The sequence below is a fragment of the Cupriavidus sp. 05T313 genome, assembly GCF_056396665.1.
Genome location: NZ_JBFTLX010000004.1, coordinates 60490 through 84466, shown reverse-complemented (window position 1 = coordinate 84466; position 23977 = coordinate 60490). Strand labels below are relative to the sequence as shown.

Here is a 23977-nt window from a genome sequence, read left to right as displayed (position 1 = left end):
GCGGAAAAGAGGGGGCCATGTTTGAGTATCGCCTTAAGGCGATGCGAGTTTGGCCCCCGGCCGCTCTTTTTGCCTGACGACGAGGGGAAGTCGCCCCATCCGGCGCGCCTTCTTTGCCTACTTTCTTGGCAAGACAAGAAAGTAGGTCGCCCCCCGCAGGGGGGTGAAACCGCCTTTGGCTTTAAGCCTTTGACGTTGACTTTGAAGTTAGGCAGTTGAAGTTTGAAATCAAAACCACCACCAAACCTCAAACCAACGAAGGCGCCCCCGCCGGCAAGAACCGCCCCCGCCCCGGAACCGGCTCCAGATACCTCCCATCCTCCACCAGCAACTCCCCCCGCGAGAAGCAATGCACCGGCCACCCGGTCACCTCGATCCCCTCATAAGGCGTGTAATCCACCGCATGATGCAGATCGCTATTGGCAATCCGCACCTTCCGCGAAGGATCCCACAACGCAATATCCGCATCAGCGCCAACAGCGATCGTCCCCTTGCGCGGATACAACCCATACAGCCGCGCCGGCCGGTACGAAGTCAGCTCGACAAACTGATGCAGCGAAAGCCTGCCCTTGGCAATCCCATCGAACAACAGCGGCAGCCGCGTCTCGATCCCGGGCACGCCATTGGGAATGTGGTCAAACGGCTGCGCCGTGCCACCCAGCTTCTTCCCTTCCGGATCGTCATAGTTGAACGGCGCATGATCCGAAGAAAACACACTGAACACGCCGTTGGTAAGCGCACGCCACACCGCAGCCTGATTCTCCGGATCCCTCGGCGGCGGGCTGCAGACGCACTTCGCGCCTTCATACCCATCGTCGCCAGGCAATCCCATATCCTCGGCGGTGAGATACAGATACTGCGGACAAGTCTCCGCCAGAATCGGCAACCCCCTGCCCTGCGCCCACCGGATCTGCTCGATCGCTTCCTTGCCCGACACATGCACGATCAGGATCGGCACATCGACCAGCTCCGCAAAGGTAATCGCGCGATGCGTGGCTTCACGTTCCACCAGAGCCGGACGCGCCATGCCGTGGAAACGTGGCGAGATGCGTCCTTCCCCAACCAGCTTCTCGGTCAGCCACGAGATGCAATCCGCATTCTCCGCATGCACCATCACCAGCGCATCGTTGCGCTTGGCCACATCGAGCACGTCCAGCATCTCGCGATCCGACAGCTTCAGATCGTCGTAGGTCATATAGACTTTGAACGAGGTATAGCCCTTGCGGATCAACTCGGGCAATTCATGCTGCAACACTTCCGGCGTCGGATCGGCCACGATCAGGTGGAACCCGTAATCCGCCACCGCACGGCCCTCCGCGCGGCGATGGTAGTCCGCCACCGCAGCCTTGAGYGAGCCGCCCTTCTCCTGCGCCGCAAACGGAATCACCGTGGTCGTGCCACCGCAAACCGCGGCGCGCGTGCCGGTGAAGAAGTCATCCGCCATGCGCATGCCGTCCGGCATCGGCTGGTCGAGGTGGACGTGGCCATCCACGCCGCCGGGCAGCGCCAGCAGGCCGGTGGCATCCATTTCGCGCGTGCCGCGCGGCAGGTCATCGCCCAACATGGCGATACGGCCATCGCGCACGCCGATGTCGCAGGTGAAGCGGTCGGAGGCGGTGACCACTTCGGCGTTGCGGATGACGAGATCGAGTTCGGTGTTCATGCGCCCTGCTCCTTCATTCCACTTCGGCAAACAAGCGGCCCCAGCCGCGCAGCTCGCGCGTATCCACCCCAGCCAGCCGCAGCGATTTCCACACCACGGTGGAGATCGTGTCGTAGACGGGGATGCCCGTCTCGGCTTCCAGTTCTTCCACCAGGTGCGCCGCGCGCAGGTTGGTGCAGAAGGTCGTGATGGCTGCCGGCTTGTGCTGTGCCACTTCGCGCACCATGCGGCGGATGGTGTCTTCTTCCACTTCGGCGAAGCTGTAGTTCACATGCAGGTCGAGGTGGCGCTCCGCCGCGCAGCCAAAGCCGTTGCGCTTGTAGTTCTGCACGATGCGTTGCTGCACATCGTCGAGATAGGGCGTGACCAGGCCGAAGTCGCGCGCGCCGGTCTTTTCCAGGATTTCGTTCAGCGCCAGCACCGAGGTGGTGGCGGGGATGCCGGTGGCCTCGGTGATCTGGCGGCACAGCGCCTGGTCTTTCTCGAAGCCGAGCCAGCCGGACGAGGTGCCGTTCCACGCGATCACGTCCACGCGCGCGTCGGCCAGCAATTTGGCCGCGCCGATGATCTTGTCGAGATCGAACTGGCCCAGCGCCTGGTCGCGCAGCGAGATCTCGGTAACGGTGAAGCGCGAGAAATGCGCGCTGACGTTCGGCAGGCCGCTCACCATGGCGCTGGTGATGGGTTCCAGCGCGGTATTGGACGACGGCGTGAGCATGCCGAGAAGGGTGCGTTTGGTCATGGGAGTAAAGCTCTCAGGAAATGGCATGGCCCGGTGCGATGCGGTGCCCGGGGCCCTGCTCGTTATTGTTCGGGTTTGTCGTTGAAGGCGAGGGCGGTGCCGGGCTTGCCGTGGCTGGCGTGCGCCAGCGCAAGCTCTTGACGGAGAGCGGCTTGCCGCTCGGCGTCCGGCCTGACCTTGTTGCCGGCTTGCAGCGCAGGCAGCACGTAGTCGTTGACCATCTTGCGGTAGAGGTCCAGGTAGGCCGCATCACGCAGGCCGCCGGAGGTGGACATGATGCTGTTCATCACCACCACGGCGTTCTGCTGCGGCAGCACGGTGATGAACTGGCCCTTGAAGCCCATCGCGCTGAACTCGCGCTCGCTCTTGACGATGTTGTTGACCCAGCAGTAGTAGCCGTAGTYCGCGGCCGGCCCGGCGGGCGTGGTCATGCGCGCCACCCAGTCAGCGGGCACGATCTGCCGGCCCTGCCATTTGCCCTGGTTGAGCATCAGCAGGCCGAGCTTGGCCATGTCGATGGAGCGCAGGCGCAGCCCCCAGCCGCCCGAGACCGCGCCCTTGCCGTCGGCGCCGTCCCAGCGGTAATGCGACATGCCGAGCGGCTTGAACAGGCGCGCCTCGGCATAGCGTTGCTCCGGCTGGCCGCTGACCTGCGTGATGGTGGCGCCCACCAGCACGGGGTTGACGTCGATGTAGTCGAATTCGGTGCCGGCCTTGGTGCGCACGGCGGCGGACGCGGCGACTTTCAGCCGGTCCGGCACGCCGTAATAGAGCGTGTCGGTGCCTTCCACCAGCTTGTACGACAGGCCGCTGGACATCGACATCAGGTGGCGCAGTTCGATGTCCTGCTTGTCGGCCAGCGCCGGCGCCAGGTCCGGGCGCGCGGCGGCCAGCAGCGGGGCGGGCTTGTCTTGCGCGGTGAGCTTGCCGTCGCCCACCAGCGTGCCGACCAGCAACGCGCTGATGAACTTGGTGACGGAGTAAAGCTCATGGTTGTAGTCGCGGGCGAGTTCGTCGCCGTAGCGCTCGAAGACCAGCTTGCCGTCCTTGATGACGATCAGGCTGCGCACGTCGAGCTGGTCGCGGCGGATCCATTGCGACAGTTCGACCAGCTTGCGCGAATCGACGCCGACGGCTTCGGGCTGTGCCGTGGGCAGGTCCGCGGTGGGTTGCGTCGCCTTGGCCGCGTGTTGCGCGGCGGCGGGGGGCTGCGCGTGCGCGGTCCCGAGCAGCAGCAGGGCGGCTGCCGTGGCGGCGCCGGCCAGTTTGCGTGGGCTTGCTTTCATGAAGTGTCTCCTCCACCGCCCGGCGCGCGTGGCGCGGCCGGGACGGGAGCGGTTCAGGCCGTGCCGCTGCCGGCTTGTGCCGGCGCGGCGCGTACGGGGGGCAAGACTTGGTGTCGAGATCGGGCTGCGCTCAGACCGGCAGCTTCTTCTCGTAGTCGATCGCGGTCGATGCGAGGAACAGGCCCACGCCGGCGGCGGCGAAGAACATCAGGGCCAGGAAGTAGGAGCCGGTGAACTGCACGATCATGCCGACGATGATGGGCACGGTGATGCCGCCGATATTGCCGCCCAGGTTCATGATGCCGCCCAGCACGCCTACCTTGTTGCGGGTGCCGAGGATGGACGGGATGCACCAGAACAGGCCGCACCAGCGCAGGAAGAACAGCGTGCACGAGAGCAGGATCACTACCACTACCGGATCCTTCACATAGGCCACCGAGAAGATCGACACGGTGGCGACCACGGCGGCGATACCGAACAGGGTACGCATCACCAGGTTGGGCCTGCCGCCCCCGGCCTTCCACTTGTCCGCGATCCAGCCGCCGACCAGTTCACCCACGAAGCCGGAGAAGAAGATGATGAAGCTGGCGCCGCCCATCTGCTTGATGTCGAAGCCGTGCACCTTGTTCAGGTAGTTGGGCATCCAGGTCAGCAGGCCGTAGAAGACGCTGTTGAAGCACATCCAGCCGATCGCCATGCACCACACCGAGCGGTACTTGAGGAAATCGAGCGAGCGTCCGGACAGGTTTGCCGGTTCGGCGCGATGTTCGGTGGCTTGCGCGGCTTCGATATAGCTGGCTTCGAGCTCATTGACGCCACGGTGCTCGCGCGGGGAGTTGCGCACGTAGTACCACGCCGCCAGGCCTGCCAGCACGGTGCCCACGCCGGCCACCACGAAGGCGAGGCGCCAGGAGCCCAGCGCGGTGATCAGCCAAGTGATGATGATGGCGCCAAGCGCCGCGCCCAGCGGCGCGCCGCCGTCGAGCAGGGTGGCGCCGCGGCCGCGTTCGTTCTGCGTCATCCAGATCGCGTTGAGCTTGCCGCCGGCCGGGTAGATCGGCGCTTCGGCCGCGCCCAGGCCAAGCCGGGTCAGCAGCAGGGCGCCGGCGCTGGTGCATACCGCCGCCAGCGCCTGGAAGGCGCCCCAGAAGATGGTAGCGGTGGCGATCACGATACGCGGCTTGTACTTGTCCGCCAGCATGCCGCCGGGGATCTGCATGACCGCGTAGGTCCAGAAGAATGAACTCAGGATCAGGCCCTGCATGGTGGGGCTGAGGTCGAATTCCTTGGCGATCAGGGGCATCGCCACCGACAGCGACGCGCGGTCGATGTAGTTGATGGCGATGAGGAACAACATCATCAGGAAAATCTTCCAGCGTACGGAGCTCTTCGTCTCCGTTAGCGCCGCAGCCCGGCTTGTCGTTTGCATGACGCGTGTCTCCTTTGAGGAATGGTAGGGCGGTTTGTGTTTTGTGTCGCGCAACTGGAACGGAGTATAGGATACGTAATCTGTAATTACAACTCTCGTAAGTCATTGATTTTATTGTTAGGCAAACGCACAATTTCAGGGTGTGATAGCCTTCTTGTGGTGCATGTTCCCCATCTCGGTGATGTCTGTGACTCAAACGCTTCCTAAATCCACGCGCCTGCGCACGCTCGGCATGTCCGCCGAGATCGCCTCCCGTCTGCGCACCATGATCGAAGAGGGCGAACTGCCCCCCGGCGCGCGCATCGACGAACGCGCCTTCTGCGAAATGTTCGATGTGTCCAAGACGCCGTTGCGCGAGGCGCTCAAGGTGCTGGTGTCCGAAGGGCTGGTACTGCATCGGCAGTACATCGGCTACCGCGTGGCGCCGCTCGATCTGGACGAATTGCGTTCCACCTTCGAAACCCTGCACGGGCTGGAAGCCACCGCCGGCGAACTGGCCGCGGCGCGGCTGTCCGAGGTGTCGATGGCGCGGCTGGAGCGCAAGCACCAGGCCATGCTGGATGCCCACGCCGCGGGGCGGCGCACCGAGTACTTCCGCATTAACCAGGAAATCCACCAGCTCATCATCGACGGCGCCGCCAACCCGGTGCTGGCCGGCATCTACGCCACGCTGATGAGCAAGGTGCACCGTGCGCGCGGCGCCGCCAACGCGGATATGCTGCGCTGGCAGGAATCGCACGAGGAACACGAGGCCATCATGGCTGCACTGCGCGAACCGGGCCGCCCGCGGCTGCCACAGGTGCTGCGCCAGCATTCCGAGAACACCGCCAAAGAAGTCCTGACCGTGGTCGCGCGGACCCTGTCCGAGCCCGCCGGCCGCACTGTCACCGAAGCCAAGGGGAAACGATGAAACTAGTACGTGTGGGTAAGCCGGGCGCGGAACGCCCGGGACTGATCGATGCCGAAGGCCGCGTGCGCGACCYGTCCGGCGTGCTGGACGGACTGGGGCCGCAAGCGCTGTCCGACGAAGCGCTGGCACGGCTGGCCAAAGTGGACCCGGCCACGCTGCCGGTGGTGCAGGCCGACCGCTTCGGCGTGCCCTGGACCGGCATCGGCAAGATCGTGGCGATCGGCCTGAACTACGCCGACCACGCCGCCGAGGCTGGCATGCCGCTGCCGGCCGAGCCCATTGTCTTCCTCAAGGCCAACAGCTCGCTCAATGGCCCCTACGATGCGGTGATGCTGCCGCGCGGCTCGGAAAAGACAGATTGGGAAGTGGAACTCGGCGTGGTGATCGGCAAGGTGGCACGCGATGTCTCGCGCGACGAAGCGCTTTCCCACGTTGCCGGCTACTGCGTGGTCRACGATGTGTCCGAGCGCGAATTCCAGATCGAGCGCGGCGGCACCTGGGACAAGGGCAAGGGCTGCGATACATTCTGCCCGGTCGGCCCGTGGCTGGTCACGCGCGACGAAGTCGCCGACCCGCAGGCGCTGGCGCTCTGGCTGGACGTCAACGGCGAGCGCGTGCAGAAGGGCAGCACCGCCACCATGGTGTTCGACGTGGCCACGCTGGTGAGCTACGTCAGCCGCTTCATGACGCTGCACCCCGGCGACCTGATCTGCACCGGCACCCCGCCGGGCGTGGGCATGGGCTTCAAGCCGCCGCGCTTTCTCAAGGCGGGYGACACGATGCGCCTGGGCATCGACGGCCTGGGCGAGCAGGGCCAGACGGTGGTGGCCTACGCATAGGGCTGTTTGGTCAGGTTGAACGCCAGAAAGAGGGCGGCCAGCGATGGCCGCCCTTTCTGCTTCATGCGCCCTGCTTGTACCGCCAGCCGCACCTGCCGGCATCCGTGGCGCACTGAAGAAGGCAGGGCCTGTGATGCCCGCGCGGGAGTTCAGGCTTCCTCGATGACCCCTCGGGCGGAGGGATCGTCCCCCGTTCGCAACAGTTGTTCCCCTGATTTCGCTACAAAGGGTTAAACCGTTTGCGCTCTGCGCCCAGCGTGAAATACTGTTTTCTATACGCCTCGAAAAAACGAGCACACCGCCATGTCAGAACACGCACCCGAATTCATTGAGTCTCTTCTCGCCGACTCACCCGCGACCCCACCCGCTGTATCACCATCGGCACGCCCGCTGCGCATCTCCCACTTCTGCGAACTGTCCGACACGCTCGACAGCCGTGCCGAGCTGGAAGCCATCCGCCACAGCATCCACCAGCATCCCGAACTCGCCTTTGACGAAGTGCGTACCGCCGAGCTCGTCGCCAGCCAGCTTGAAGGCTGGGGCTACGAAGTGACGCGCGGCGTTGGTGGTACCGGCGTGGTCGGCACGCTGCGCCAGGGCGGCTCACGCCGCAGCATCGGCGTGCGCGCCGACATGGACGCGCTGCCCATTCACGAACGCACAGGCCTGCCATACGCCAGCATCCATGCCGGCAAGATGCACGCCTGCGGCCACGACGGCCACACCACCGTGCTGCTCGGCGCCGCGCGGCAACTGGCGCGCACGCGCCATTTCAACGGCACCGTCCACCTGATCTTCCAGCCCGCCGAAGAGATCGGCGCCGGCGGCGGCGCCGAACGCATGCTGGCCGACGGCTTGTTCGAACGCTTCCCGTGCGATGCGATTTTCGGGCTGCACAACCATCCTGGCGTGGAAGCCGGCATGTTCATGTTCCGCGCGGGCCCGTTCATGGCGGCTTGCGATACGGTGGCCATCACCATCCGCGGCAAGGGCGGCCACGCGGCACGGCCGCACCAGTCGATCGACCCGATCCTGGTGGCGGGCAGCCTGGTGATGGCGCTGCAGAGCATCGTGTCGCGCAATATCGACCCGAACGAGACCGCGGTAGTGACGATCGGTACGTTGCATGCGGGGCATGCGCCTAATGTGATTCCCGAAAGCGCGAAGCTGGAACTGAGCGTGCGGTCGTTTAGTCCCGATGTGCGGCGCACGCTGGAGAACCGTATCCGGCAGTTGGTGACTTCACATGTGGAAGGCTATGGGGCTAGTGTGGAGATCGATTACATCCGCGGTTATCCGGTGCTGATCAATAGCGAGCGTGAGACGGAGTTTGCCCGGCAGGTGGCCGAGGAACTGGTGGGGCCGGAGAGGGTAGTGGCGAATTTTCCGCTGATCGCGGGGAGTGAGGATTTTGCTTACTTCCTGCAGCAGCGGCCTGGGTGCTTTGTCAGGATGGGGAATGGGGCGGGGCAGCCGTTGCTGCATAACGCTGGGTATGATTTTAATGATGAGAATTTGACGGTGGGGGCGGCTTATTGGGCTAGGTTGGTGGAGAGGTATTTGGAGGGGTAGGGGGGCTATAGGGACGTTCGTGCGCGGGGGGTGATGGGGTTGTTTTTGGGCGGTGTTGGTTGTTGGACCCAACAGCGTACGACATCCCCCTGCGGGGGACGCCGGTCACTTTTCTTTGCGTTCGGCAAAGAAAACTAACGAAAAGAAAGCCGACCCTGCCGGGAGCAGAGCAATCAGGCTATTTGGTGGCAGTGATTGCGTCGTGCGGGTGGTGGCTTCGGCTGGCATGCCCTACCGGCTTCAACAGCTGCTCCCCTGCGTACCACACGGGTTTCGTGGTGCGGCCCCTAGTGGCGGGCGCCGTGCCCATTCGGCCATCTGCCGTTCGCGATGCAACGGGCCACGATTCTTCGAGTCCTACTGGTTTCGTGGTTTTGTCTCTGACGGCAAGCGCGGTGATTGTTCGGTCCCTGCCGTTCTTGGGGGGTGGGCGCCGCGCAACTTTGCATTGATGGGTTTCGTGGTGGGCGCGGTGGCCCGTGCTCAGCCCCCATGCGGCTTCGTTCACGGATTGGTCGAGAACCGCGCACAACACCATCGTCAGATCCCTCCGTGTTCGCTGACCGGGCCACGGCGCCCACCACGTAACGAAGACGGCCGTATGCAGTCACGGCTAGCGCCGGTACGGCAGGGTGTAAATTTGCAGGGTATTCGCCGTCAGAGACAAAACCACGAAACCGGCAAATCCCGAAGATTCGTGGCCCGTTGCATCGCGAACGGCAGATGGCCGAATGGGCAGGGTGCCCACTATCAGGGGCCGCACCACGAAACCACTGGGTAATGCTATTGCGCTGCCCTTCGAGCCGGTAAGGCACGCCAGCCAAGACCTTGTGCCTGACGACGAAACCACCAACGTGCAATAGCCTGATTGTTCTGCTCCCGGCAGGGTCGGCTTTCTTTTCGTTAGTTTTCTTTGCCGAACGCAAAGAAAAGTGACCGGCGTCCCCCGCAGGGGGATGTCGTACGCTGTTGGGTGCAACAACCAACACCGCCCAAAAATAACCCCCCACCCCCCGCACACCAACGTTGTAAGCCTTTCAACGCCCAAAAACCTCACCGAAAAAACCCACTAGGCGGCACCCCAAACTGCCTCCTGAACATAGTAGAAAACGCACTAGGACTCTCATACCCAAGATCCAGCGCCACATCCACCACCTTAGCCCCGGCGGCCAGCCCCTCCAACCCCGCCAGCAACCTCGCCTGCTGCCTCCACTGCCCAAACGTCATCCCGGTCTCCCGCGCAAACCGCCGCTGGATCGTCTTGGGATCCACGCCCAGCCGCTCCCCCCATTCAGCCAGCGTCAGCGCCGTATCCGGCGCACCGACAATCGCATCGCAGATCTGCCGCAACCCGGCATCGGCGGGACGTGGCAAGTGCAAGGGCAGCGTTGGCACCAGCATCACTTCATCCAGCAGCAACCGCATCAACCGTCCGTCGCGCGATTCGGCGGCGTAAGGCGTGGGAATGTCGATCGCGGCGAGGATGAGTTCGCGCAGCAGCGGCGTGATGCCGAGCACGGTGCAGCGCGTAGGCAGGTTGGCGGCGGCGTCCGGGCGGATATAGGCGGTGCGCATGCGCACGTGGCCAACCATGCGGATCCAGTGCACGGTGCCGCCGGGCATCCACATGCCGCGCGTGGGCGGGACGATCCATTGGCCTTCTGCGGTGGCTACCACCATCACGCCATGCACGGCGTGGATCAACTGGGCGTTCGGATGCTGGTGCGGCTTGGTGACATGGCCCGACACGTAGTCGGCTGCCATGGCGGTGACCGGCATCAGGCTGCGGTCGTAGCTGAGATAGGCGGGCACCGCCGCGTAGCTGTCGGCGCGGTCGGTGCCGGGAATATCGGCGGGATAGCGCGCGGCCGAGGGCGGGGCGATGGCGCCGTGTGGCGCGGACGGCGCAGCATCCACACCGGCGTTGCGGCGAGTCACGGGACGGGGCATGTCCTTTTCTCCAAGGTTGCGGCCCTATTCTCGCAGGACAGGCGGAATTGCGCCATTTACGATGGGCGCCAGGATTCCCCTCTTGTTTTCTCTCAGCCCCCGTTTCCATCATGAGCAGCCGCATCGATACCGCGCCAGGCGGCGCGAACGCCTCGCCGCAGGGCCCGGCCCCGAGTCTTCACACTACGCAGGCCGCCGCCGAGCGGACCGGTTTCCGCGTGCTGGGGGCGATCAGTTTTTCGCATTTCCTCAACGACATGATCCAGTCGCTGATCCTGGCCATCTACCCGATGCTCAAGGGCGGCTTCAATCTCAGCTTCACCCAGATCGGGCTGCTTACGCTGACCTACCAGATCACGGCTTCGCTGCTGCAGCCGGTGGTGGGGCTGTACACCGACAAGCATCCCAAGCCGCAGTCGCTGTCGATCGGCATGGGCTTCACGCTGTGCGGCCTGCTGCTGCTGTCGGTGGCGCCGACCTATGGCGTGCTGCTGGTGGCGGCCGCGCTGGTGGGCACCGGTTCGTCGATCTTCCATCCGGAGTCGTCGCGCGTGGCGCGCATGGCTTCGGGCGGCCAGCACGGGCTGGCGCAGTCGATCTTCCAGGTCGGCGGCAACGCGGGTAGCGCCACGGGGCCGCTGCTGGCGGCATGGATCGTGCACCAGCAGAGCAGCGTGGCCTGGTTCTCGCTCGCGGCCTTGCTGGCCATCGCCGTGCTGTGGCAGATCGGTATCTGGTACGGCCGCGAGCTGGCGCATACCACGCGCAAGCGCAAGGCGGTCGCCGCGCACGCACCGCTGCCGCGCAGCACCGTGGTGCGCGCCATGCTGGTGTTGATGGCGCTGGTGTTCTCSAAGTAYTTCTACATGGCGAGCCTGAACACSTATTACACCTTCTACCTGATGGAGCGTTTCGGCCTGACACGGCAGAGTTCGCAGCTCTACCTGTTCGTGTTCCTGTTCGCGGTGGCGGCCGGCACCATCCTGGGTGGTCCCATCGGCGACCGCATCGGCCGCAAGCGCGTGATCTGGGCGTCGATCCTGGGCGTGGCGCCGTTCACGCTGATGCTGCCGCACGCCAACCTGTTCTGGACCGGCGTGCTGTCGTTCATCATCGGCTTTATCCTGGCGTCCGCCTTCTCGGCCATCCTGGTGTTCGCGCAGGAACTGATCCCTGGCAAGGTGGGCATGGTGTCGGGCCTGTTCTTCGGCTTTGCCTTCGGCATGGGCGGCATCGGCGCCGCGGTGCTGGGCAAGCTGGCGGACACGCATGGCATCCAGTCGGTCTACGCGTTGTGCGCGTTCCTGCCGCTGCTTGGGCTGCTGGCCATCTTCCTGCCCGACCTCGGCGGGCGCAAAAAGCTGGCCTGAGCCCGCGTGCGGTGGCACGCGGGCGTACCGGTGTTCAATTCCATGCACCCTCGCGGTGCTTGTGCGCCACATTGCAGCAACCCCACGCGGTGCCCGGAGCACCTGTGGGGCTGCCATGTCAGCGCATCAGGCGTGTCCTGCCGGATGCCTGCCGCCGGCCGCGAGCAGATCAGCGGCCAGTCTTGTCCTGCGACACGTCCATGATCATGCGCGTGAGCAGGTACAGGCGCGGCGTGACCGAGTTGAGGTCGACATACTCGGCGTCGTTGGAGTGCGCGCCAAAGCCGCGCAGGCCGAAGCGCTCGATCACCGGCGCCTTGGTGGCGGCCGCGGCAAAGGCCGCATCGGTGCCGCCGCCTTCGGCGGTGTCGTACACGGCCAGCTTCTCGCCGATCTCGGCATATACGCCTTGCGCGTGCGCGGCGAGCTTGCGCGCGGCATCGGTGGCTTCCAGCGGCGGGCGGCGGCGCTCGAACTTCCCTTCCACCCTGGTGTCCGGGATCAGCTGCTTCTTCACGCGCTCCTGCAGCGTGCGCTCCAGGTTGTCGTAGTCGGCGGTGCGCAGCACGCGCACATCGGCCTGTGCCGTGGCGGTAGCCGGGATCACGTTGCGGTTGGTGCCGGCCGACGAGATCGTCCAGTTCACCTTGAGCCCGCTGTCCGGGTTGGACAGGTCGCGCATCTGCAGGATCTGGTGCGAGAGTTCATACAGCGCGTTGCGGCCCTGTTCGGGCGAGCTGCCCGCGTGCGAGGCCTTGCCATGCACGGTCAGCGAGATCGCACCGATGCCGCTGGTGGCGAGCGACAGGCGGTCGCCGGTCACGCGCGTGGCTTCGCAGGAGAACACCGCGTCCTGCTGGCTGCCCATCTTGCTCAGCATGGCGCGCGCGCCGGGCGAGCTGATCTCCTCGTCTCCGTTGATCAGCACGGTCAGCGTCCCGTAGTCCTTGAAGCCCATCTTCTGCAGGATGGCTACCGTGTGCAGGATCACCGCCACGCCGTTCTTGTCGTCGGCGATGCCCAGGCCGTAGGCGCGTTCGCCGTCGATGCGGAACGGCTGCTGCGCCAGCATGCCGCGCAGGTAGACCGTGTCCATATGGGCGATCAGCATGATGTTGCGCTTGCCCGTGCCCTTGAACTGCGCCATCACCATCTTGCCGACCTGCCTGGGCGTGTCTTCCATGCGGTAGACCTCGGTGGGCTCGATCAGCTTCGCGTCGCCGCCCATGGCGGCCAGCCGGTCGCGGATCAGCGCGGCGATGCGGTCCAGCCCTTCGATGTCCTTGCTGCCCGATTCAATCGACACCAGGTCCTTGAGGGTGGCGATGAGCGCGGGCTTTTCCTGCTGGGAGAGCTGGTAGGCGGGCTCCACCGGCGCCGCCTGCGCCGCGGCGGCGCAGAGCAAAGCGACAAGCGTGGCGGCGGCCTTCAGTGACGGGCGGCGGGAAAGGGCGCTGGCGCGCGGGCGAAGGTTCAAAAGCATGCGATAGTCTCCGGGATGCGGTGGGGGGCGTAATCGGCGCGGTCGAAGGGGTAACAGGCCGGGGGCCGGGAGCCCCGAAGCCGCGCCGGTGTATGGGACAGCGTTATTCGTCAGCCGGCTCGAAACCCTGCAGCCAGCGCCGCAGCAGTCCTGCCAGCTGCTTGCGCTCAGCGGCCGTCAGCGGCTCCAGCAGGCGATGCTCATTGGCCACGTGCACCTCCAGCGCGTGGTCGACGCGGTCGCGGCCGGGCTGCGTCAGCTCGATCAGCAGCCCGCGCCGGTCATCCGGATTGGGGCAGCGGCGCACCAGCCCGGCGCGTTCGAGATGGTCGAGCCGGTTGGTCATGGTGCCCGAGGTAATCATCAGCGAATCGATCAGCGCACCCGGCGACAGCGCATAGGGCGGCCCCGAGCGGCGCAGCGTGGCCAGCACGTCGAACTCCCAGCTATTCAGGCCGGCCGGCGCCAACGCCGCCTCCACCGCGCGATCGGTGTGGCGCGCCAGGCGCCAGACGCGGCCGATGATGCCCATCGGCGCGGCATCGAGGTCCGGGCGCTCGCGCGCCCACTGGGCCAGGATGCGGTCGACGCGATCGCCTTGCGCTTCGGCAGGTTGGGCCGGCTGGCTGGCTTGGGGAGACGCGCCGCCGCCGGCTTCGTCGGTGGGCGCCGTTGCGCCGTGTGCCTTGGGTTTGCCGCGGGTGGCCATGATGTACGCTGCGATTTGACTGAGTGACAAGAATCTTGACATCAAGCCTTTCACTTCGTAAAGTGGATTTTAAATCTTGATATCAAGATTCTTTTCATGAAGAAAAATAAAGGCATGACGACATGAAGCCCGACGCCCAGTCCGCCCTCCCGCTGTCATCCCGGCAGGTTGCTCCGGTCCCGCAGGCGCAGGTACGCGCGGCGGATATCCTGCTGACCGCCTCCGCCCCGCTGATCTGGGGCAGCACCTACCTGATCACCAGCCAGTGGCTGCCGCCGGGCCAGCCGCTGCTGTCCGGCGTGATCCGCGCGCTGCCCGCCGGGCTGGCGATGCTGGCCTGGGGCCGGCAACTGCCGCGCGGCAGTTGGTGGTGGAAGGCGGCGTTGCTGGGCGTGCTGAATATCGGCTTGTTCCAGGCCATGCTGTTTATTGCCGCTTACCGCCTGCCGGGCGGGGTCGCGGCCACCGTGGGGGCCATCCAGCCGTTGCTGGTGGTCTTGCTGGCCTGGCTGCTGCTGGGCGCGCGGCCGCATCTTGCCGCCTGGCTGGCCGGCCTTGGGGGCATCGGCGGCGTGGCTTTGCTGGTGCTGGGGCCTGCCGCGCGGCTGGATGCCGTGGGCGTGGCCGCCGCCGCGGCCGGCGCGGTATCGATGGCCTTGGGCACGGTGCTGGCCAAGCGCTGGCGCCCGCCGGTCTCGCCGCTGGTGCTCACGGCCTGGCAGCTCACCGCCGGCGCCCTGTTCCTGCTGCCGTTCGCGCTGGCCTTCGAAACCCTGCCGGCGCGCCTGACGCTGCCCAATGTACTTGGCTACACGTGGCTGTGCGTGGCCGGCGCCGGCGTCAGCTACGCATTCTGGTTTCGCGGCATCGGCCGCCTGCCGACCGCGGCGGTGTCCGCGCTGGGCTTGCTGAGCCCGGTGAGCGCCACGGTGCTGGGTTTCCTGGTGCTCGGCCAGACCCTGAGCACGGCACAAATGGCGGGGGCTTTGCTAGTGCTGGCAAGCGTGTGGCTGGGCCAGCGCGCGCCGGTGGCTGCGGTGCAGCCTGGGCAGGGGCCGCAGGCAGCCGATGGCGCGCGATTGCCGTTGCCGCACCGACAGGGGTGAAAGGCGCGCCGTTTTTACGGCATCATGGCGGGCATGACGTCTGCCGTGCCTCCCCCCAACGCGCCGCGGCCCGCCCGGCCTGCCTGTGACCACTGCCTCGCGCTCGCGGCGGATTCCCGCCGGCGTGAGCCGCATGCGCGCCTGGCGCTCAAGCACACCGCCCCGCTGGTGAGCCAGAGTGCGGCCGGCGTGCCGTTCAGCATGCTCACCTTCACTTGCCGCGAGTGCGGCACCGTATGGCGGCTGTACGACCGTGCCAATGAACTGTTCGTATCGTGGGTACCTGAGTGTCCGCTGGCTCCCCGCGGCCCGGCGGCGCCGGGAGGCGTGGCCGATCGGATAAAATAGCGCCCGTTCCTGCATTGAGGCCGGCACCCGTCCCGGGCCGCCCAGCGGCGCTAGCGCGGCCGGTCCCGTCTCCAACCGTCGTCTTCGCCGTTCCCCCATTCATGTCCGCTTCCCGCCGAATTCCCTTGCTGGCTGCTGTGCCGGTGGCTGCCGCCGCCCTGGCCAGCCCGCTCGCCGCCACTGCCGCCGACGCGTATCCCGCGCGCCCGATCCGCCTGATCGTCGCCTATCCGACCGGCGGCATCAGCGATGCCGTGGCGCGCGCGCTCGGCGAGCGCCTGTCGGCCCAGACCGGCGCCTCGGTGGTGGTGGAAAACAAGGCGGGCGCGGGTGGCAGCATCGGCATGGACGCCGTGGCCAAGGCCGCGCCGGACGGCTATACGCTGGGCTTCTCCTCGACCAGCCCGCTCACGCTCAACCCGCACGTCGGACACGTCAACTACGATCCGCAGCGCGATATCGCGCCGGTCATGAGCGTGATGTACTCGCCGGTGCTGGTGATCGCCACGTCAAGCTTCGGTGGCAAATCGTTCCAGGACCTGCTCGCACAGGCCAAGGCCCGGCCCGGCTCGGTGCGCTGGGCCACGTCGGGCCTGGGCACGGTCGGCCATGTCATGCTGGAGCAGGTCAAGGCGAAGTCCGGGGCCGACCTGACGCTGATTCCCTACAAAGGCGCCGGGCAACAGATGAACGACGCGCTTGGCGGCCAGTTCGAGGTGATGAGCACGAATGCCAGTCCCATGCTGACGCAGCACATGCAGGCCGGACGGCTGCGCGCGCTCGCGGTGGGGGCGCCCAGGCGCATCGAGTCGCTCCCCAATGTGCCGACCTTCGCCGAGCTGGGATACCCCAAGGCCAACCTGACTTCCACTTTCGGCATCTTCGCGCCGGCGCGCACGCCGGCGGCCATCGTCACGAAGCTGAATGCCGAACTGAACAAGGCCCTGGCCGAGCCCGAGGTGCGCGAGCGCCTGCTCAAGGGTGGCGAGGTGCCCACCGGCGGCACCGCCGCGCAGTTCGCCGCGGCGATCCGCGCGGAGTATGACGACAACGCCCGCATCGTGAAAGACGCGGGCATCAAGGCGGACTGAGCCGCCGGCTGGCTGGCCACTGGCGGCAACTGCCGCCGTTGCCGGCGCCGTGCGGGGGCCCTGATGGCCGGTCCGGCTGGTCGAGCAGATCGAGCCGGCAACCGCTCGCGTATACCGAGGACAGCAGCACGCCGTTGCGCGGACCCAGCGCGAGCTTGGTGCGCACGCGCGAGAGATGGCTGTCCACCGTGCGCGATGCCGGCGGCACGTCGCGCTGCCAGATTTCTTCCTCGATGGTCTGGCGCAGCAGCAACTGGCCGGCATGTCGGAACAGCAGCACGGCCAGTTCGTACTCCTTGGGCGCCAGCTTGACCGGGTGGTCGTTGACATAGGCGCGCCGCTCGCCGAGGACAAAGCGGTAGGCACCAAGCGTGAGTTCGCCGCAGGCCTGCGCCACCGGCGCCATGCGCCGCAGCAGCGCCTCCACCCGCGCAGCCAGTTCGGCGTGGCGGATCGGGGCAGCCTGGAAGGCATCCGCGCCATGCGCGAAGCACTTGGCGATGTGGTCGTCGTCGCCGCTCTGGCTCAGCAGCATGACCGGCAGTTCGTCGCCGAGGGTGCGGCGTATCCACTGCAATATGTCCGGTGCCGGGATGCCGGGAATCTCCCAGGCCATTAGCAGCAGCTCGTAAGGCTCGTTGCGCAGGGCCTGCATCAGCGCGCCGCCTTCGCGAAAGCGCACCGAGTCGTGGCCGCTGAGGCTGAGTGCCTGCTCCAGCAGCATGGCACGGGCCGGGTTGTCCTCCAGTACAGCGATTCGCATGAAGTCTCTCCTCGCGCGCGGGCTTCGGCGCGCCTGCCTCCCGGGTCTGGTCGCCGCGCTGCGCATGGCGGCGCCGGGATGGCGCGGCACTGCCAGAGCATCTTAGCTTTGTGCCGCGCGCAGCGGAAAGCAAAAAGGCATCGCTAGCGAAATTTGAGAAAATTCCCATCCGAAAGCGTCTTCGCGCGGTTTTTAATAGCGGATAGCCCCGCAGCGTCGGGCCCCACTGGCGCCAGCGGCGCCAATCACAGCGAGACCGGCGGGCCACCAAGCCGTACCGGCCAACCAAGCATGGGAATGAAGATCGCTTCTCTCGAAGACGAACCGGCCGAGGCGGCCCTGATCCGGCAGATACTCGGCGAGGCCGGGCATGTCTGCATGACCTTCAGGCGCAGCCGCGAACTGCTGCTGCACCTGCGCGAAGAAAACTTCGACCTGCTGCTGCTCGACTGGCAGATGCCGGATCTTTCCGGCAAGGAGGTGCTGATGTGGGTGCGCACCAACCTGGACCGGCGCGTGCCCGTGATGTTCCTGACCTGCCGCAATGCCGAGGAAGACGTCATCGAAGGCCTCGCCGCGGGCGCCGACGACTACATGCTCAAGCCGGTGCGGCGCGGCGAGCTGCTGGCGCGCACGCAGTCCCTGCTGCGGCGCGCCTACCCGGACCCGGCCGCGGGCGGCGAGCACGTCAAGCTGGCCGACTATGTCATCGACTGCGCCGCGCGCACGGTGGCCCACCGGGCCCGGCCGCTCAGGCTGACCCCCAAGGAATTCGACCTGGCCGTGCTGCTGTTCCGCAACGAAGGACGCATCGTGTCGCGGGACCATATCGTGGCGGCCGTGTGGGGGCGCGAGCTTTCGCAGCTGTCGCGCACCATCGATACGCATATATCGCGGGTGCGCAGCAAGCTTGCCCTGCATCCCGAGCACGGGCTGCGGCTGCAGCCCGTCTACACGCTCGGCTACCGGCTCGAACTGACCGGAGGCGAGCGATGAGGGCGTGGCTTGGTAACGTGCTTGCGCGGCTGGCGGCGTGCCTGCGCGCGGCGGAGCAATGTATCGGGCGTCTCGCTGTCGACATGGGGGCGGGGCGGGAGGAGCGGGAGGCCGACGCATGCGCCGCCGTCATGCGCCTCCTGCCGGCCAGCGCCGGCGCCATCGATGTGGCGGCGTATGACAGCGAGGCGCAGGCGTCCTGGCAAACCGGCCTGCGCGCCCTGTCGCACGACTTGCGCGCGCCGCAGAGTGCCATCCTGGCACTGGCCGAGCTGCAACTGGTCGCACCCGAGGCGCTTGCGCACGATGTGTTCGCGGCGCAGGCGGCAGGCCATGCGCAGGCTTCGCTGCGTCTCACCGACGGCATTGCGCGGCTGTTGCGCGAGCTGGTCCACGGTTATCGCATGGAGGTGCTTGACCTGACCGCGCTGCTGCGCGAGGCCGCCGACGCGCTGTGGCAGGCGGCCAGGCCCGGCACCGAACTCCATCTGGCGGGGGCCAGGGTCTGGATACGGGGTGACACGGCGATGCTGTCCGAAGCCCTGCGCGTGCTGCTGGCCCTGGCACTGGACGCCGCCGGGGACACGCGGCCGCTGGTGCGCCAGCAAGTCGACGGACGCATCTGCCGCTTGTCCGTCGCCTTCGTGCCCGGAGCCGAGTCCGCGCAGGCGGCGGAGCCGGTTGCGACGCAGTTCTGCCGCCGCGTGCTGTTGCGCCATGGCGGCACACTCGACATCGGCGGCAGCGCGGATGCGGACGACCATGCCGGCCGGCCGGTCACCTGGCAGCTGCGCCTGCCCGTGCTGTCATGAAAAACAAAAAAGCACCCGAAGGTGCTTTTTTGTCGTTTGGCGTCACCCCCGCGCGAGCAGAGGTCAAGCCTGAAAGGACAATCAGAAAATGTGGCGGATACCTGCGGCCACACCGGTCTGGTTGTTCTTGCCCGGCAGTTCGGTCTTCGTGCCGCCAGTCAGCTTGTTGTAGTCCACGGTGCCGTAGACCTGGGTGCGCTTGGACAGCGAGTACTCGGCCAGCAGCACGCCGGTGTAGCGGTTGCCCTGGTTGTTGGACACGCCGTTCGTGTTCTGGACGTGGTCGCCGTAGAACACGCCGGTCAGGGCCAGCGCCGGGGTGACCTGGTAGGTCAGGCCCAGGTAGCCGGTCATGTCCTTGCGCGGGTTTGCCGCGAAGTTGCCGGTCGGGACCGGATTGGCGGTACCGGCTGCCAGTGCGTCGCCGTTCAGGCTGGCGTCGACGCTGCCGGTGCGGTCCAGGCCGCCGATGTAGCCCAGGAAGATCTTTGCCGGGCCGATGCTGTACTTACCTGCCGCGCCCCACATTTGCTGCTTGTTGCCAGCCGTGTCGCGGGTGAGTTGGTATACGCCACCGAAGCCGAACGGGCCAACGGTGTATGCAGCGCGGAAGCCATAGTATTGCGACGAGGTGAAGGAGCCGGCCTTTTCGCCGAAGCCATAGCTGCCGCCCACGTTCAGGCCGCCGAACTTGCCGTCGTAGCTGACTACGTTGTCATTGCGGAAGTTCGTCAGGAAGAACGGCCAGGCGTTGGCGGTGTAGTTACCGATGGTCAGCGGATCGAAGTCGCCGAAGAAAGTAAAGCCCTCGGTGTACTGGCGGCCCAGCTTCACGGTACCGAAGTCGCCGGACAGACCCACATATGCCTGACGGCCGAACAGACGGCCACCCTGGTTTGCCCTGCCGGTATCCGGATCGAAGCCGTTTTCCAACTGGAAGATTGCCTTCAGGTTGTTGCCCAGGGCTTCGCTGCCCTTGATGCCCCAGCGGCTGTTGGTGATCGCGCCGTTGGTCAACTGGTACAGGCTGTCGTTGTTGGCGTTCGAGTTGTTGGTGTAGCGCAGGCTCTGGTCGACGATGCCGTACAGGGTCACCGACGATTGAGCGTAGGCGCTGCCGGCCAGCAGCGTACCAATGGCAAGGGTGAGGGCTGATCTCTTCATGTGGCTCCTTTTCTGTTCTGTATTTGTCTGCGGCCGGATCACGGCGGCGAACGAGGTTTACGTTTCGTGTAAACGCTCGCGGAAATTTAACAAAACAGAAAAGATTTAGACACTAATGCACACTGTTGACGGGCCCTTTGCCGGCAATTGGTGCAAAAGCGTTGCGACGCCGCGACAGAACCATTAAATGGTGCATAGCGAGATGGCGTCGGCGTCATCTCGCTTTCCCCGCGGTCGTGGGGCGCACCGGTGGCGCGCAGGCGTGTGGCTGGCCACGGTATGGCCAGGGAGCTGCGGCATGACGGCCCGCCGCCCGGACTTCGGGCGAGGGGGCGCGGCTTAACCCTGCGGGATCTCGATCTTGACCTCGAGCACCTCGAGGTTGTCCTGGCGCTCCAGGCTCACGCGCAGATCCTGGTCGCTGATCTTCACGTACTTGGAAATCACCGCGACCAGTTCACGCTGCAGGGCGGGGAGATAGTCGGCCGGCGCGGAATGGCCGGTGCGTTCATGGGCGAGGATGATCTGCAGCCGCTCCTTGGCAACCGAGGCGGACTTTTTCTTCTCGCCGAGCAGGAAGGACAGAATCGACATGATGGTGGACCCTCCTTACTTGTTGCCGAAGATGCGCGAAAGCAGCCCCGGCTTCTGGTAGTCGGTGAAGCGCATCGGCTTGTCCTTGCCCAGGAAGCGGTCCACCACGTCGCCATAGGCATCGGCTACGTCGGAGCCTTCCAGGTGGATGGCGGGCGTGCCCTGGTTGGATGCGTGCAGCACCGCCTCGGATTCCGGCACCACGCCGATCAGCTTGATGCGCAGGATTTCCTGGATGTCGGTCAGCGACAGCATTTCGCCGCCATGCACGCGCTTGGGGTTGTAGCGGGTGATCAGCAGGTGTTCCTTGACCGGATCGCCACCGTCCACGGCCCGCTTGGTCTTGGACGAGAGGATGCCGAGGATGCGGTCCGAGTCGCGCACCGAGGACACCTCGGGGTTGGTCACGACCAGTGCCTCGTCGGCGAAATACATCGCCAGCAAGGCGCCGGATTCAATGCCTGCCGGCGAGTCGCAGACGATGTACTCGAAGCCCATCTCGACCAGGCCATTGATGACCTTCTCCACGCCTTCCTTGGTCAGCGCGTCCTTGTCGCGGGTCTGCGAGGCCGGCAGGATGAACAGGTTCTCGCACTTCTTGTCCTTGATGAGGGCCTGGTTCAGGTTGGCCTCGCCTTGCACCACGTTGACCAGGTCATACACGACGCGGCGCTCGCAACCCATGATCAGGTCGAGGTTGCGCAGGCCGACGTCGAAGTCGATCACGGCAGTCTTGTGGCCACGYAAGGCCAGGCCGGCGGAAAAGCTGGCGCTGGTGGTGGTCTTGCCTACGCCTCCCTTGCCGGAGGTCACAACGATGATTTTTGCCATGGCTCTTGGATCCAGTAATGGTTGAAGCTTGCGCTGCTGTGGTTTGGGCTCTGCGGCGGGTGTTACTTCATCCGGAGCGGTTCTAGTATCAGTTTCTCGCCGGCCAGCCGCACCTGGGCCGATTTGCCCAGCACATCGGCGGGCAACGGCAGTTCGGCGGTGCGGTAGATGCCGGCGATCGACAGCAGTTCGGGCTCCAGGCAGGTGCAGAAGATGCGCGCCTGCGCGTTGCCCTTGACGCCCGCCAGCGCGCGGCCGCGCAGCGGGGCATAAATATGGATATTGCCTTCGGCGATCACCTCGGCGCCGTAGCTGACCAGGTCGAGTATCACGACGTCGCCGGCGGCGTAGATCTGCTGGCCGGAGCGCAGCGGCTTGTCGATCAACATGGTGGCCATGCCGCGCGAAGCGGCTTCGGCCAGCGCGGCGGCGGCCGCGGCTTCCACCTCCGCTGCCGCGGCTTTGGCTTCGGCATGCGCCTTCGCTTCGGCCTGTGCCTCGGCCTGGGCTTCGATCCCGGCCGGTGCCGCTACGGCCTGCGGCGCTTCGTCGCGTCCGCCGCGCCGGCTCTGGCTGTCCAGCAGGGGCAGGCCGAACGACTCGGCCCAGCCGCGCTGCGCCTCGCGCGCAACCACGCCGATGGCGCGGGCCTTGAGCAGGGCCAGGGTTTCGATCACGGTGTCCAGTGCGACCCTGTCGTCGCCTTCCAGGCGGCGCAGGTCCAGGGCGACCACATCATTGGAGAAGAAATCGGGGGTCGATTCGAAGCGGGACAGAAGATCGTCCCGCAGCGCTGCGATGTCAGCGGTCTTGAGAGCGAGTAGGAGGGCGTCGACATTGCCACTGCGCAGCTCGAAGCGTGGCGATTTCTTCTGGGACATAGTCGGTGACCGTGGAAATGGGACATTCTAACTTCGTCTGGGTGCAGAACTGTAACAAATGACCGATGCAGGCAGGCCAGTGCCGGATGCGGCGCGTTGATGGCCCGTTTTCCCGGGCGGATGCATTGTCTTCGGCGCCGCGCGCAGGCGGCGGCACACCGGCGCGCCGTTCCGCCGTCGCTCTTGTTACGATTGCGCCATCTGAACAACGGAGTGCTCATGGGCGCGATCGTCAATAGTGTGGCCTACCGGGGCGGCAAGCGGGTGGGCGACGTGGCCGTGGACGAAATCAGCGAGTCACTCGCCGTGCCCGGCACCTTTGTGTGGCTGGGACTGCACGAACCGGACCTGGCGCTGCTGCGCAAGGTGCAGCAGGAGTTCGGCCTGCACGACCTGGCGGTGGAGGATGCCCTGGACGCGCACCAGCGGCCCAAGCTGGAAACCTACGGCGACTCCATCTTCATCGTGCTCAACACCGCCCAGCTGGTGGACGAGGAAGTGGTGGTGGGCGAGACCCACCTGTTCGTCGGTCCCAACTATGTGATATCGGTCCGCCACGGCGTGAGCAGCAGCTACGCGCCGGTGCGCGAGCGCTGCGAGAGCGATCCGCGCGCGCTGGCCAACGGCCCGGGCTATGTGCTCTACGCACTGATGGATTTCGTGGTCGATCACTACATGCCCATCGTCACCCGGCTCGAGGACGCCTTCGAGCGGCTTGAGGAAGGCATTTTCCGCGACGAGTTCGACCGCGCCGCGATCGAACGCCTGTACCACATCAAGCGCCAGGTGCTGCGCCTGCGCAATGCGGTTTACCCGATCGAGGAAATCTGCGGGCAACTGATCCGCTTGCACGAGGAGCTGGTGCCCAAGGAACTGCGCGCGTACTTCCGCGATATCGCGGACCATGCCAGCCGCCTGGTGCGCACCCTCGACGTGGTGCGCGAGATGCTGACCACCGCGGTGCAGGTGAATCTGGCGCTGGTCACCGTGGGCCAGAACGAGGTGGTCAAGCGCCTTGCCGGCTGGGGCGCCATCCTGGCCATTCCCACGGTGGTGTTCAGCCTGTACGGCATGAACTTCAGCTTCATGCCTGAGCTGCAGTTCCACTATGCGTATCCGGTGGTGGTCGGTGTGACGGTGCTGGCCTGCGGCGGCCTCTGGCGCAAGCTGCACAAGTCGGGCTGGATCTGAGGCGCGTGGCGCGGCCGCCCGGCCGCCGGCACCACGCCGGCCGGCAGCCCACGGGGGCCGCCGCGACTCCGGTCACACCGCCTTCCTCGCTTCCCCCTCCCGCTTCCCGATGCTTTGGCGGCACGCCATGCCATGTTTATGGGATTCCCTCCTTCCGGCGCGCTGGATAGTCTGGCCCCCGGTCCGCGCCCGTGCGTGGGCCGGGTTGGCGTGGGTCGCGCCACCGGACGCGCCATGGCGCGGCAAA

The 23977-nt window shown here is 66.0% G+C and carries 22 protein-coding genes; 10 read left to right on the top strand and 12 right to left on the bottom strand.

Going from position 1 to position 23977, the window contains the following annotated elements; translation table 11 throughout:
- Positions 1-247: 247 nt before the first annotated feature.
- From hydA to AC1DKD_RS01970, 4 genes are all read right to left on the bottom strand, one after another.
- Positions 248-1663, bottom strand: coding sequence for a dihydropyrimidinase (gene hydA, locus AC1DKD_RS01985; RefSeq protein ID WP_441630972.1), 1416 nt, complete (start codon positions 1661-1663; stop codon positions 248-250).
- Between the two features lie 13 nt (positions 1664-1676).
- Positions 1677-2405 (bottom strand): maleate cis-trans isomerase family protein, encoded by a 729-nt coding sequence (locus AC1DKD_RS01980; RefSeq protein WP_441630974.1) that lies wholly within the window; start codon positions 2403-2405, stop codon positions 1677-1679.
- A 62-nt stretch (positions 2406-2467) separates the two neighbouring features.
- Positions 2468-3691 (bottom strand): serine hydrolase domain-containing protein, encoded by a 1224-nt coding sequence (locus AC1DKD_RS01975; RefSeq protein WP_477142873.1) that lies wholly within the window; start codon positions 3689-3691, stop codon positions 2468-2470.
- Between the two features lie 130 nt (positions 3692-3821).
- Complete coding sequence (locus tag AC1DKD_RS01970) at positions 3822-5120, bottom strand: MFS transporter (protein WP_441630978.1); 1299 nt, start codon at positions 5118-5120, stop codon at positions 3822-3824.
- Between the two features lie 181 nt (positions 5121-5301).
- Here AC1DKD_RS01970 and AC1DKD_RS01965 point away from each other — a divergent pair, with 181 nt between their 5' ends.
- The 3 genes from AC1DKD_RS01965 (at position 5302) to AC1DKD_RS01955 (ending at position 8441) form a co-directional block, all read left to right on the top strand.
- Complete coding sequence (locus AC1DKD_RS01965; RefSeq protein WP_441630980.1) at positions 5302-6030, top strand: GntR family transcriptional regulator; 729 nt, start codon at positions 5302-5304, stop codon at positions 6028-6030.
- A complete protein-coding gene (locus tag AC1DKD_RS01960; RefSeq protein ID WP_477142872.1) occupies positions 6027-6869 on the top strand; it encodes a fumarylacetoacetate hydrolase family protein in 843 nt (280 codons plus the stop codon). Before AC1DKD_RS01965 ends, AC1DKD_RS01960 begins: the two co-directional genes overlap by 4 nt.
- 303 nt (positions 6870-7172) lie before the next feature.
- The gene (locus AC1DKD_RS01955) at positions 7173-8441 is read left to right on the top strand and encodes a M20 aminoacylase family protein (protein WP_441630984.1); all 1269 of its coding nucleotides are present in this window, start codon (positions 7173-7175) and stop codon (positions 8439-8441) included.
- A 1053-nt stretch (positions 8442-9494) separates the two neighbouring features.
- Here AC1DKD_RS01955 and AC1DKD_RS01950 read toward each other — a convergent pair.
- The gene (locus AC1DKD_RS01950) at positions 9495-10391 is read right to left on the bottom strand and encodes an AraC family transcriptional regulator (protein WP_441630986.1); all 897 of its coding nucleotides are present in this window, start codon (positions 10389-10391) and stop codon (positions 9495-9497) included.
- Positions 10392-10501: 110 nt separating this feature from the next.
- On the opposite strand from AC1DKD_RS01950, the gene AC1DKD_RS01945 reads away from it, so the two are divergent.
- Complete coding sequence (locus AC1DKD_RS01945; RefSeq protein WP_441630988.1) at positions 10502-11761, top strand: MFS transporter; 1260 nt, start codon at positions 10502-10504, stop codon at positions 11759-11761.
- A gap of 169 nt (positions 11762-11930) precedes the next feature.
- On the opposite strand, the gene AC1DKD_RS01940 is transcribed toward AC1DKD_RS01945, so the two are convergent.
- On the bottom strand, positions 11931-13244 hold the full coding sequence (locus tag AC1DKD_RS01940; protein ID WP_441630990.1) for a M20/M25/M40 family metallo-hydrolase: 1314 nt from the start codon (positions 13242-13244) through the stop codon (positions 11931-11933).
- A gap of 103 nt (positions 13245-13347) precedes the next feature.
- A complete protein-coding gene (locus AC1DKD_RS01935) occupies positions 13348-13953 on the bottom strand; it encodes a MarR family winged helix-turn-helix transcriptional regulator (RefSeq protein ID WP_441630992.1) in 606 nt (201 codons plus the stop codon).
- Positions 13954-14075: 122 nt separating this feature from the next.
- Here AC1DKD_RS01935 and AC1DKD_RS01930 point away from each other — a divergent pair, with 122 nt between their 5' ends.
- From AC1DKD_RS01930 to AC1DKD_RS01920, 3 genes are all read left to right on the top strand, one after another.
- Positions 14076-15059 carry an EamA family transporter gene (locus AC1DKD_RS01930; protein ID WP_441630994.1) on the top strand — a complete coding sequence of 328 codons (984 nt, stop codon included), beginning with the start codon at positions 14076-14078 and terminating at the stop codon, positions 15057-15059.
- A gap of 24 nt (positions 15060-15083) precedes the next feature.
- Positions 15084-15407, top strand: a complete 324-nt coding sequence (locus AC1DKD_RS01925; protein WP_441630996.1) for a hypothetical protein — start codon at positions 15084-15086, stop codon at positions 15405-15407.
- Between the two features lie 101 nt (positions 15408-15508).
- Positions 15509-16498 (top strand): Bug family tripartite tricarboxylate transporter substrate binding protein, encoded by a 990-nt coding sequence (locus AC1DKD_RS01920; protein WP_441630998.1) that lies wholly within the window; start codon positions 15509-15511, stop codon positions 16496-16498.
- Here the strand turns inward: AC1DKD_RS01920 and AC1DKD_RS01915 are convergent.
- A complete protein-coding gene (locus AC1DKD_RS01915) occupies positions 16485-17261 on the bottom strand; it encodes a response regulator transcription factor (RefSeq protein ID WP_441631000.1) in 777 nt (258 codons plus the stop codon). The two genes, AC1DKD_RS01920 and AC1DKD_RS01915, sit on opposite strands and share 14 nt — an antisense overlap.
- A gap of 297 nt (positions 17262-17558) precedes the next feature.
- Here AC1DKD_RS01915 and AC1DKD_RS01910 point away from each other — a divergent pair, with 297 nt between their 5' ends.
- Together AC1DKD_RS01910 and AC1DKD_RS01905 are read left to right on the top strand one after the other, a co-directional pair.
- The gene (locus tag AC1DKD_RS01910; RefSeq protein WP_441631002.1) at positions 17559-18257 is read left to right on the top strand and encodes a response regulator transcription factor; all 699 of its coding nucleotides are present in this window, start codon (positions 17559-17561) and stop codon (positions 18255-18257) included.
- The gene (locus tag AC1DKD_RS01905; protein ID WP_441631004.1) at positions 18254-19069 is read left to right on the top strand and encodes a histidine kinase; all 816 of its coding nucleotides are present in this window, start codon (positions 18254-18256) and stop codon (positions 19067-19069) included. The genes AC1DKD_RS01910 and AC1DKD_RS01905 overlap by 4 nt, the downstream gene beginning before the upstream one ends.
- A gap of 81 nt (positions 19070-19150) precedes the next feature.
- Here the strand turns inward: AC1DKD_RS01905 and AC1DKD_RS01900 are convergent, their stop codons facing one another.
- The 4 genes from AC1DKD_RS01900 to minC all read right to left on the bottom strand — a co-directional run bounded on the left by AC1DKD_RS01900 (position 19151) and on the right by minC (position 22539).
- Entirely contained in the window at positions 19151-20233 is a 1083-nt protein-coding gene (locus tag AC1DKD_RS01900; RefSeq protein ID WP_441631006.1) for a porin, read from the bottom strand.
- Positions 20234-20572: 339 nt separating this feature from the next.
- Positions 20573-20827: a cell division topological specificity factor MinE gene (gene minE, locus AC1DKD_RS01895; RefSeq protein ID WP_006164360.1), complete on the bottom strand. Its 255-nt coding sequence runs from the start codon at positions 20825-20827 to the stop codon at positions 20573-20575.
- A gap of 15 nt (positions 20828-20842) precedes the next feature.
- Entirely contained in the window at positions 20843-21658 is an 816-nt protein-coding gene (gene minD / locus AC1DKD_RS01890) for a septum site-determining protein MinD (protein ID WP_441631008.1), read from the bottom strand.
- A gap of 62 nt (positions 21659-21720) precedes the next feature.
- Positions 21721-22539 (bottom strand): septum site-determining protein MinC, encoded by an 819-nt coding sequence (gene minC / locus AC1DKD_RS01885; protein WP_441631010.1) that lies wholly within the window; start codon positions 22537-22539, stop codon positions 21721-21723.
- A 219-nt stretch (positions 22540-22758) separates the two neighbouring features.
- Here minC and AC1DKD_RS01880 point away from each other — a divergent pair, with 219 nt between their 5' ends.
- Positions 22759-23730 (top strand): magnesium and cobalt transport protein CorA, encoded by a 972-nt coding sequence (locus tag AC1DKD_RS01880; RefSeq protein WP_441631012.1) that lies wholly within the window; start codon positions 22759-22761, stop codon positions 23728-23730.
- Positions 23731-23977: the final 247 nt, after the last annotated feature.

Excerpts from the sequence above, each read along its gene's own strand:
- AC1DKD_RS01980 (WP_441630974.1), bottom strand. The coding sequence starts at position 2,405 with ATGACCAAACGCACCCTTCTCGGCATGCTCACGCCGTCGTCCAATACC.
- AC1DKD_RS01970 (WP_441630978.1), bottom strand. The coding sequence starts at position 5,120 with ATGCAAACGACAAGCCGGGCTGCGGCGCTAACGGAGACGAAGAGCTCC.
- AC1DKD_RS01965 (WP_441630980.1), top strand. The coding sequence starts at position 5,302 with ATGTCTGTGACTCAAACGCTTCCTAAATCCACGCGCCTGCGCACGCTC.
- AC1DKD_RS01955 (WP_441630984.1), top strand. The coding sequence starts at position 7,173 with ATGTCAGAACACGCACCCGAATTCATTGAGTCTCTTCTCGCCGACTCA.
- AC1DKD_RS01950 (WP_441630986.1), bottom strand. The coding sequence starts at position 10,391 with ATGCCCCGTCCCGTGACTCGCCGCAACGCCGGTGTGGATGCTGCGCCG.
- AC1DKD_RS01940 (WP_441630990.1), bottom strand. The coding sequence starts at position 13,244 with ATGCTTTTGAACCTTCGCCCGCGCGCCAGCGCCCTTTCCCGCCGCCCG.
- AC1DKD_RS01935 (WP_441630992.1), bottom strand. The coding sequence starts at position 13,953 with ATGGCCACCCGCGGCAAACCCAAGGCACACGGCGCAACGGCGCCCACC.
- AC1DKD_RS01930 (WP_441630994.1), top strand. The coding sequence starts at position 14,076 with ATGAAGCCCGACGCCCAGTCCGCCCTCCCGCTGTCATCCCGGCAGGTT.
- AC1DKD_RS01925 (WP_441630996.1), top strand. The coding sequence starts at position 15,084 with ATGGCGGGCATGACGTCTGCCGTGCCTCCCCCCAACGCGCCGCGGCCC.
- AC1DKD_RS01920 (WP_441630998.1), top strand. The coding sequence starts at position 15,509 with ATGTCCGCTTCCCGCCGAATTCCCTTGCTGGCTGCTGTGCCGGTGGCT.
- AC1DKD_RS01915 (WP_441631000.1), bottom strand. The coding sequence starts at position 17,261 with ATGCGAATCGCTGTACTGGAGGACAACCCGGCCCGTGCCATGCTGCTG.
- AC1DKD_RS01910 (WP_441631002.1), top strand. The coding sequence starts at position 17,559 with ATGAAGATCGCTTCTCTCGAAGACGAACCGGCCGAGGCGGCCCTGATC.
- AC1DKD_RS01905 (WP_441631004.1), top strand. The coding sequence starts at position 18,254 with ATGAGGGCGTGGCTTGGTAACGTGCTTGCGCGGCTGGCGGCGTGCCTG.
- AC1DKD_RS01900 (WP_441631006.1), bottom strand. The coding sequence starts at position 20,233 with ATGAAGAGATCAGCCCTCACCCTTGCCATTGGTACGCTGCTGGCCGGC.
- minE (WP_006164360.1), bottom strand. The coding sequence starts at position 20,827 with ATGTCGATTCTGTCCTTCCTGCTCGGCGAGAAGAAAAAGTCCGCCTCG.
- minC (WP_441631010.1), bottom strand. The coding sequence starts at position 22,539 with ATGTCCCAGAAGAAATCGCCACGCTTCGAGCTGCGCAGTGGCAATGTC.
- AC1DKD_RS01880 (WP_441631012.1), top strand. The coding sequence starts at position 22,759 with ATGGGCGCGATCGTCAATAGTGTGGCCTACCGGGGCGGCAAGCGGGTG.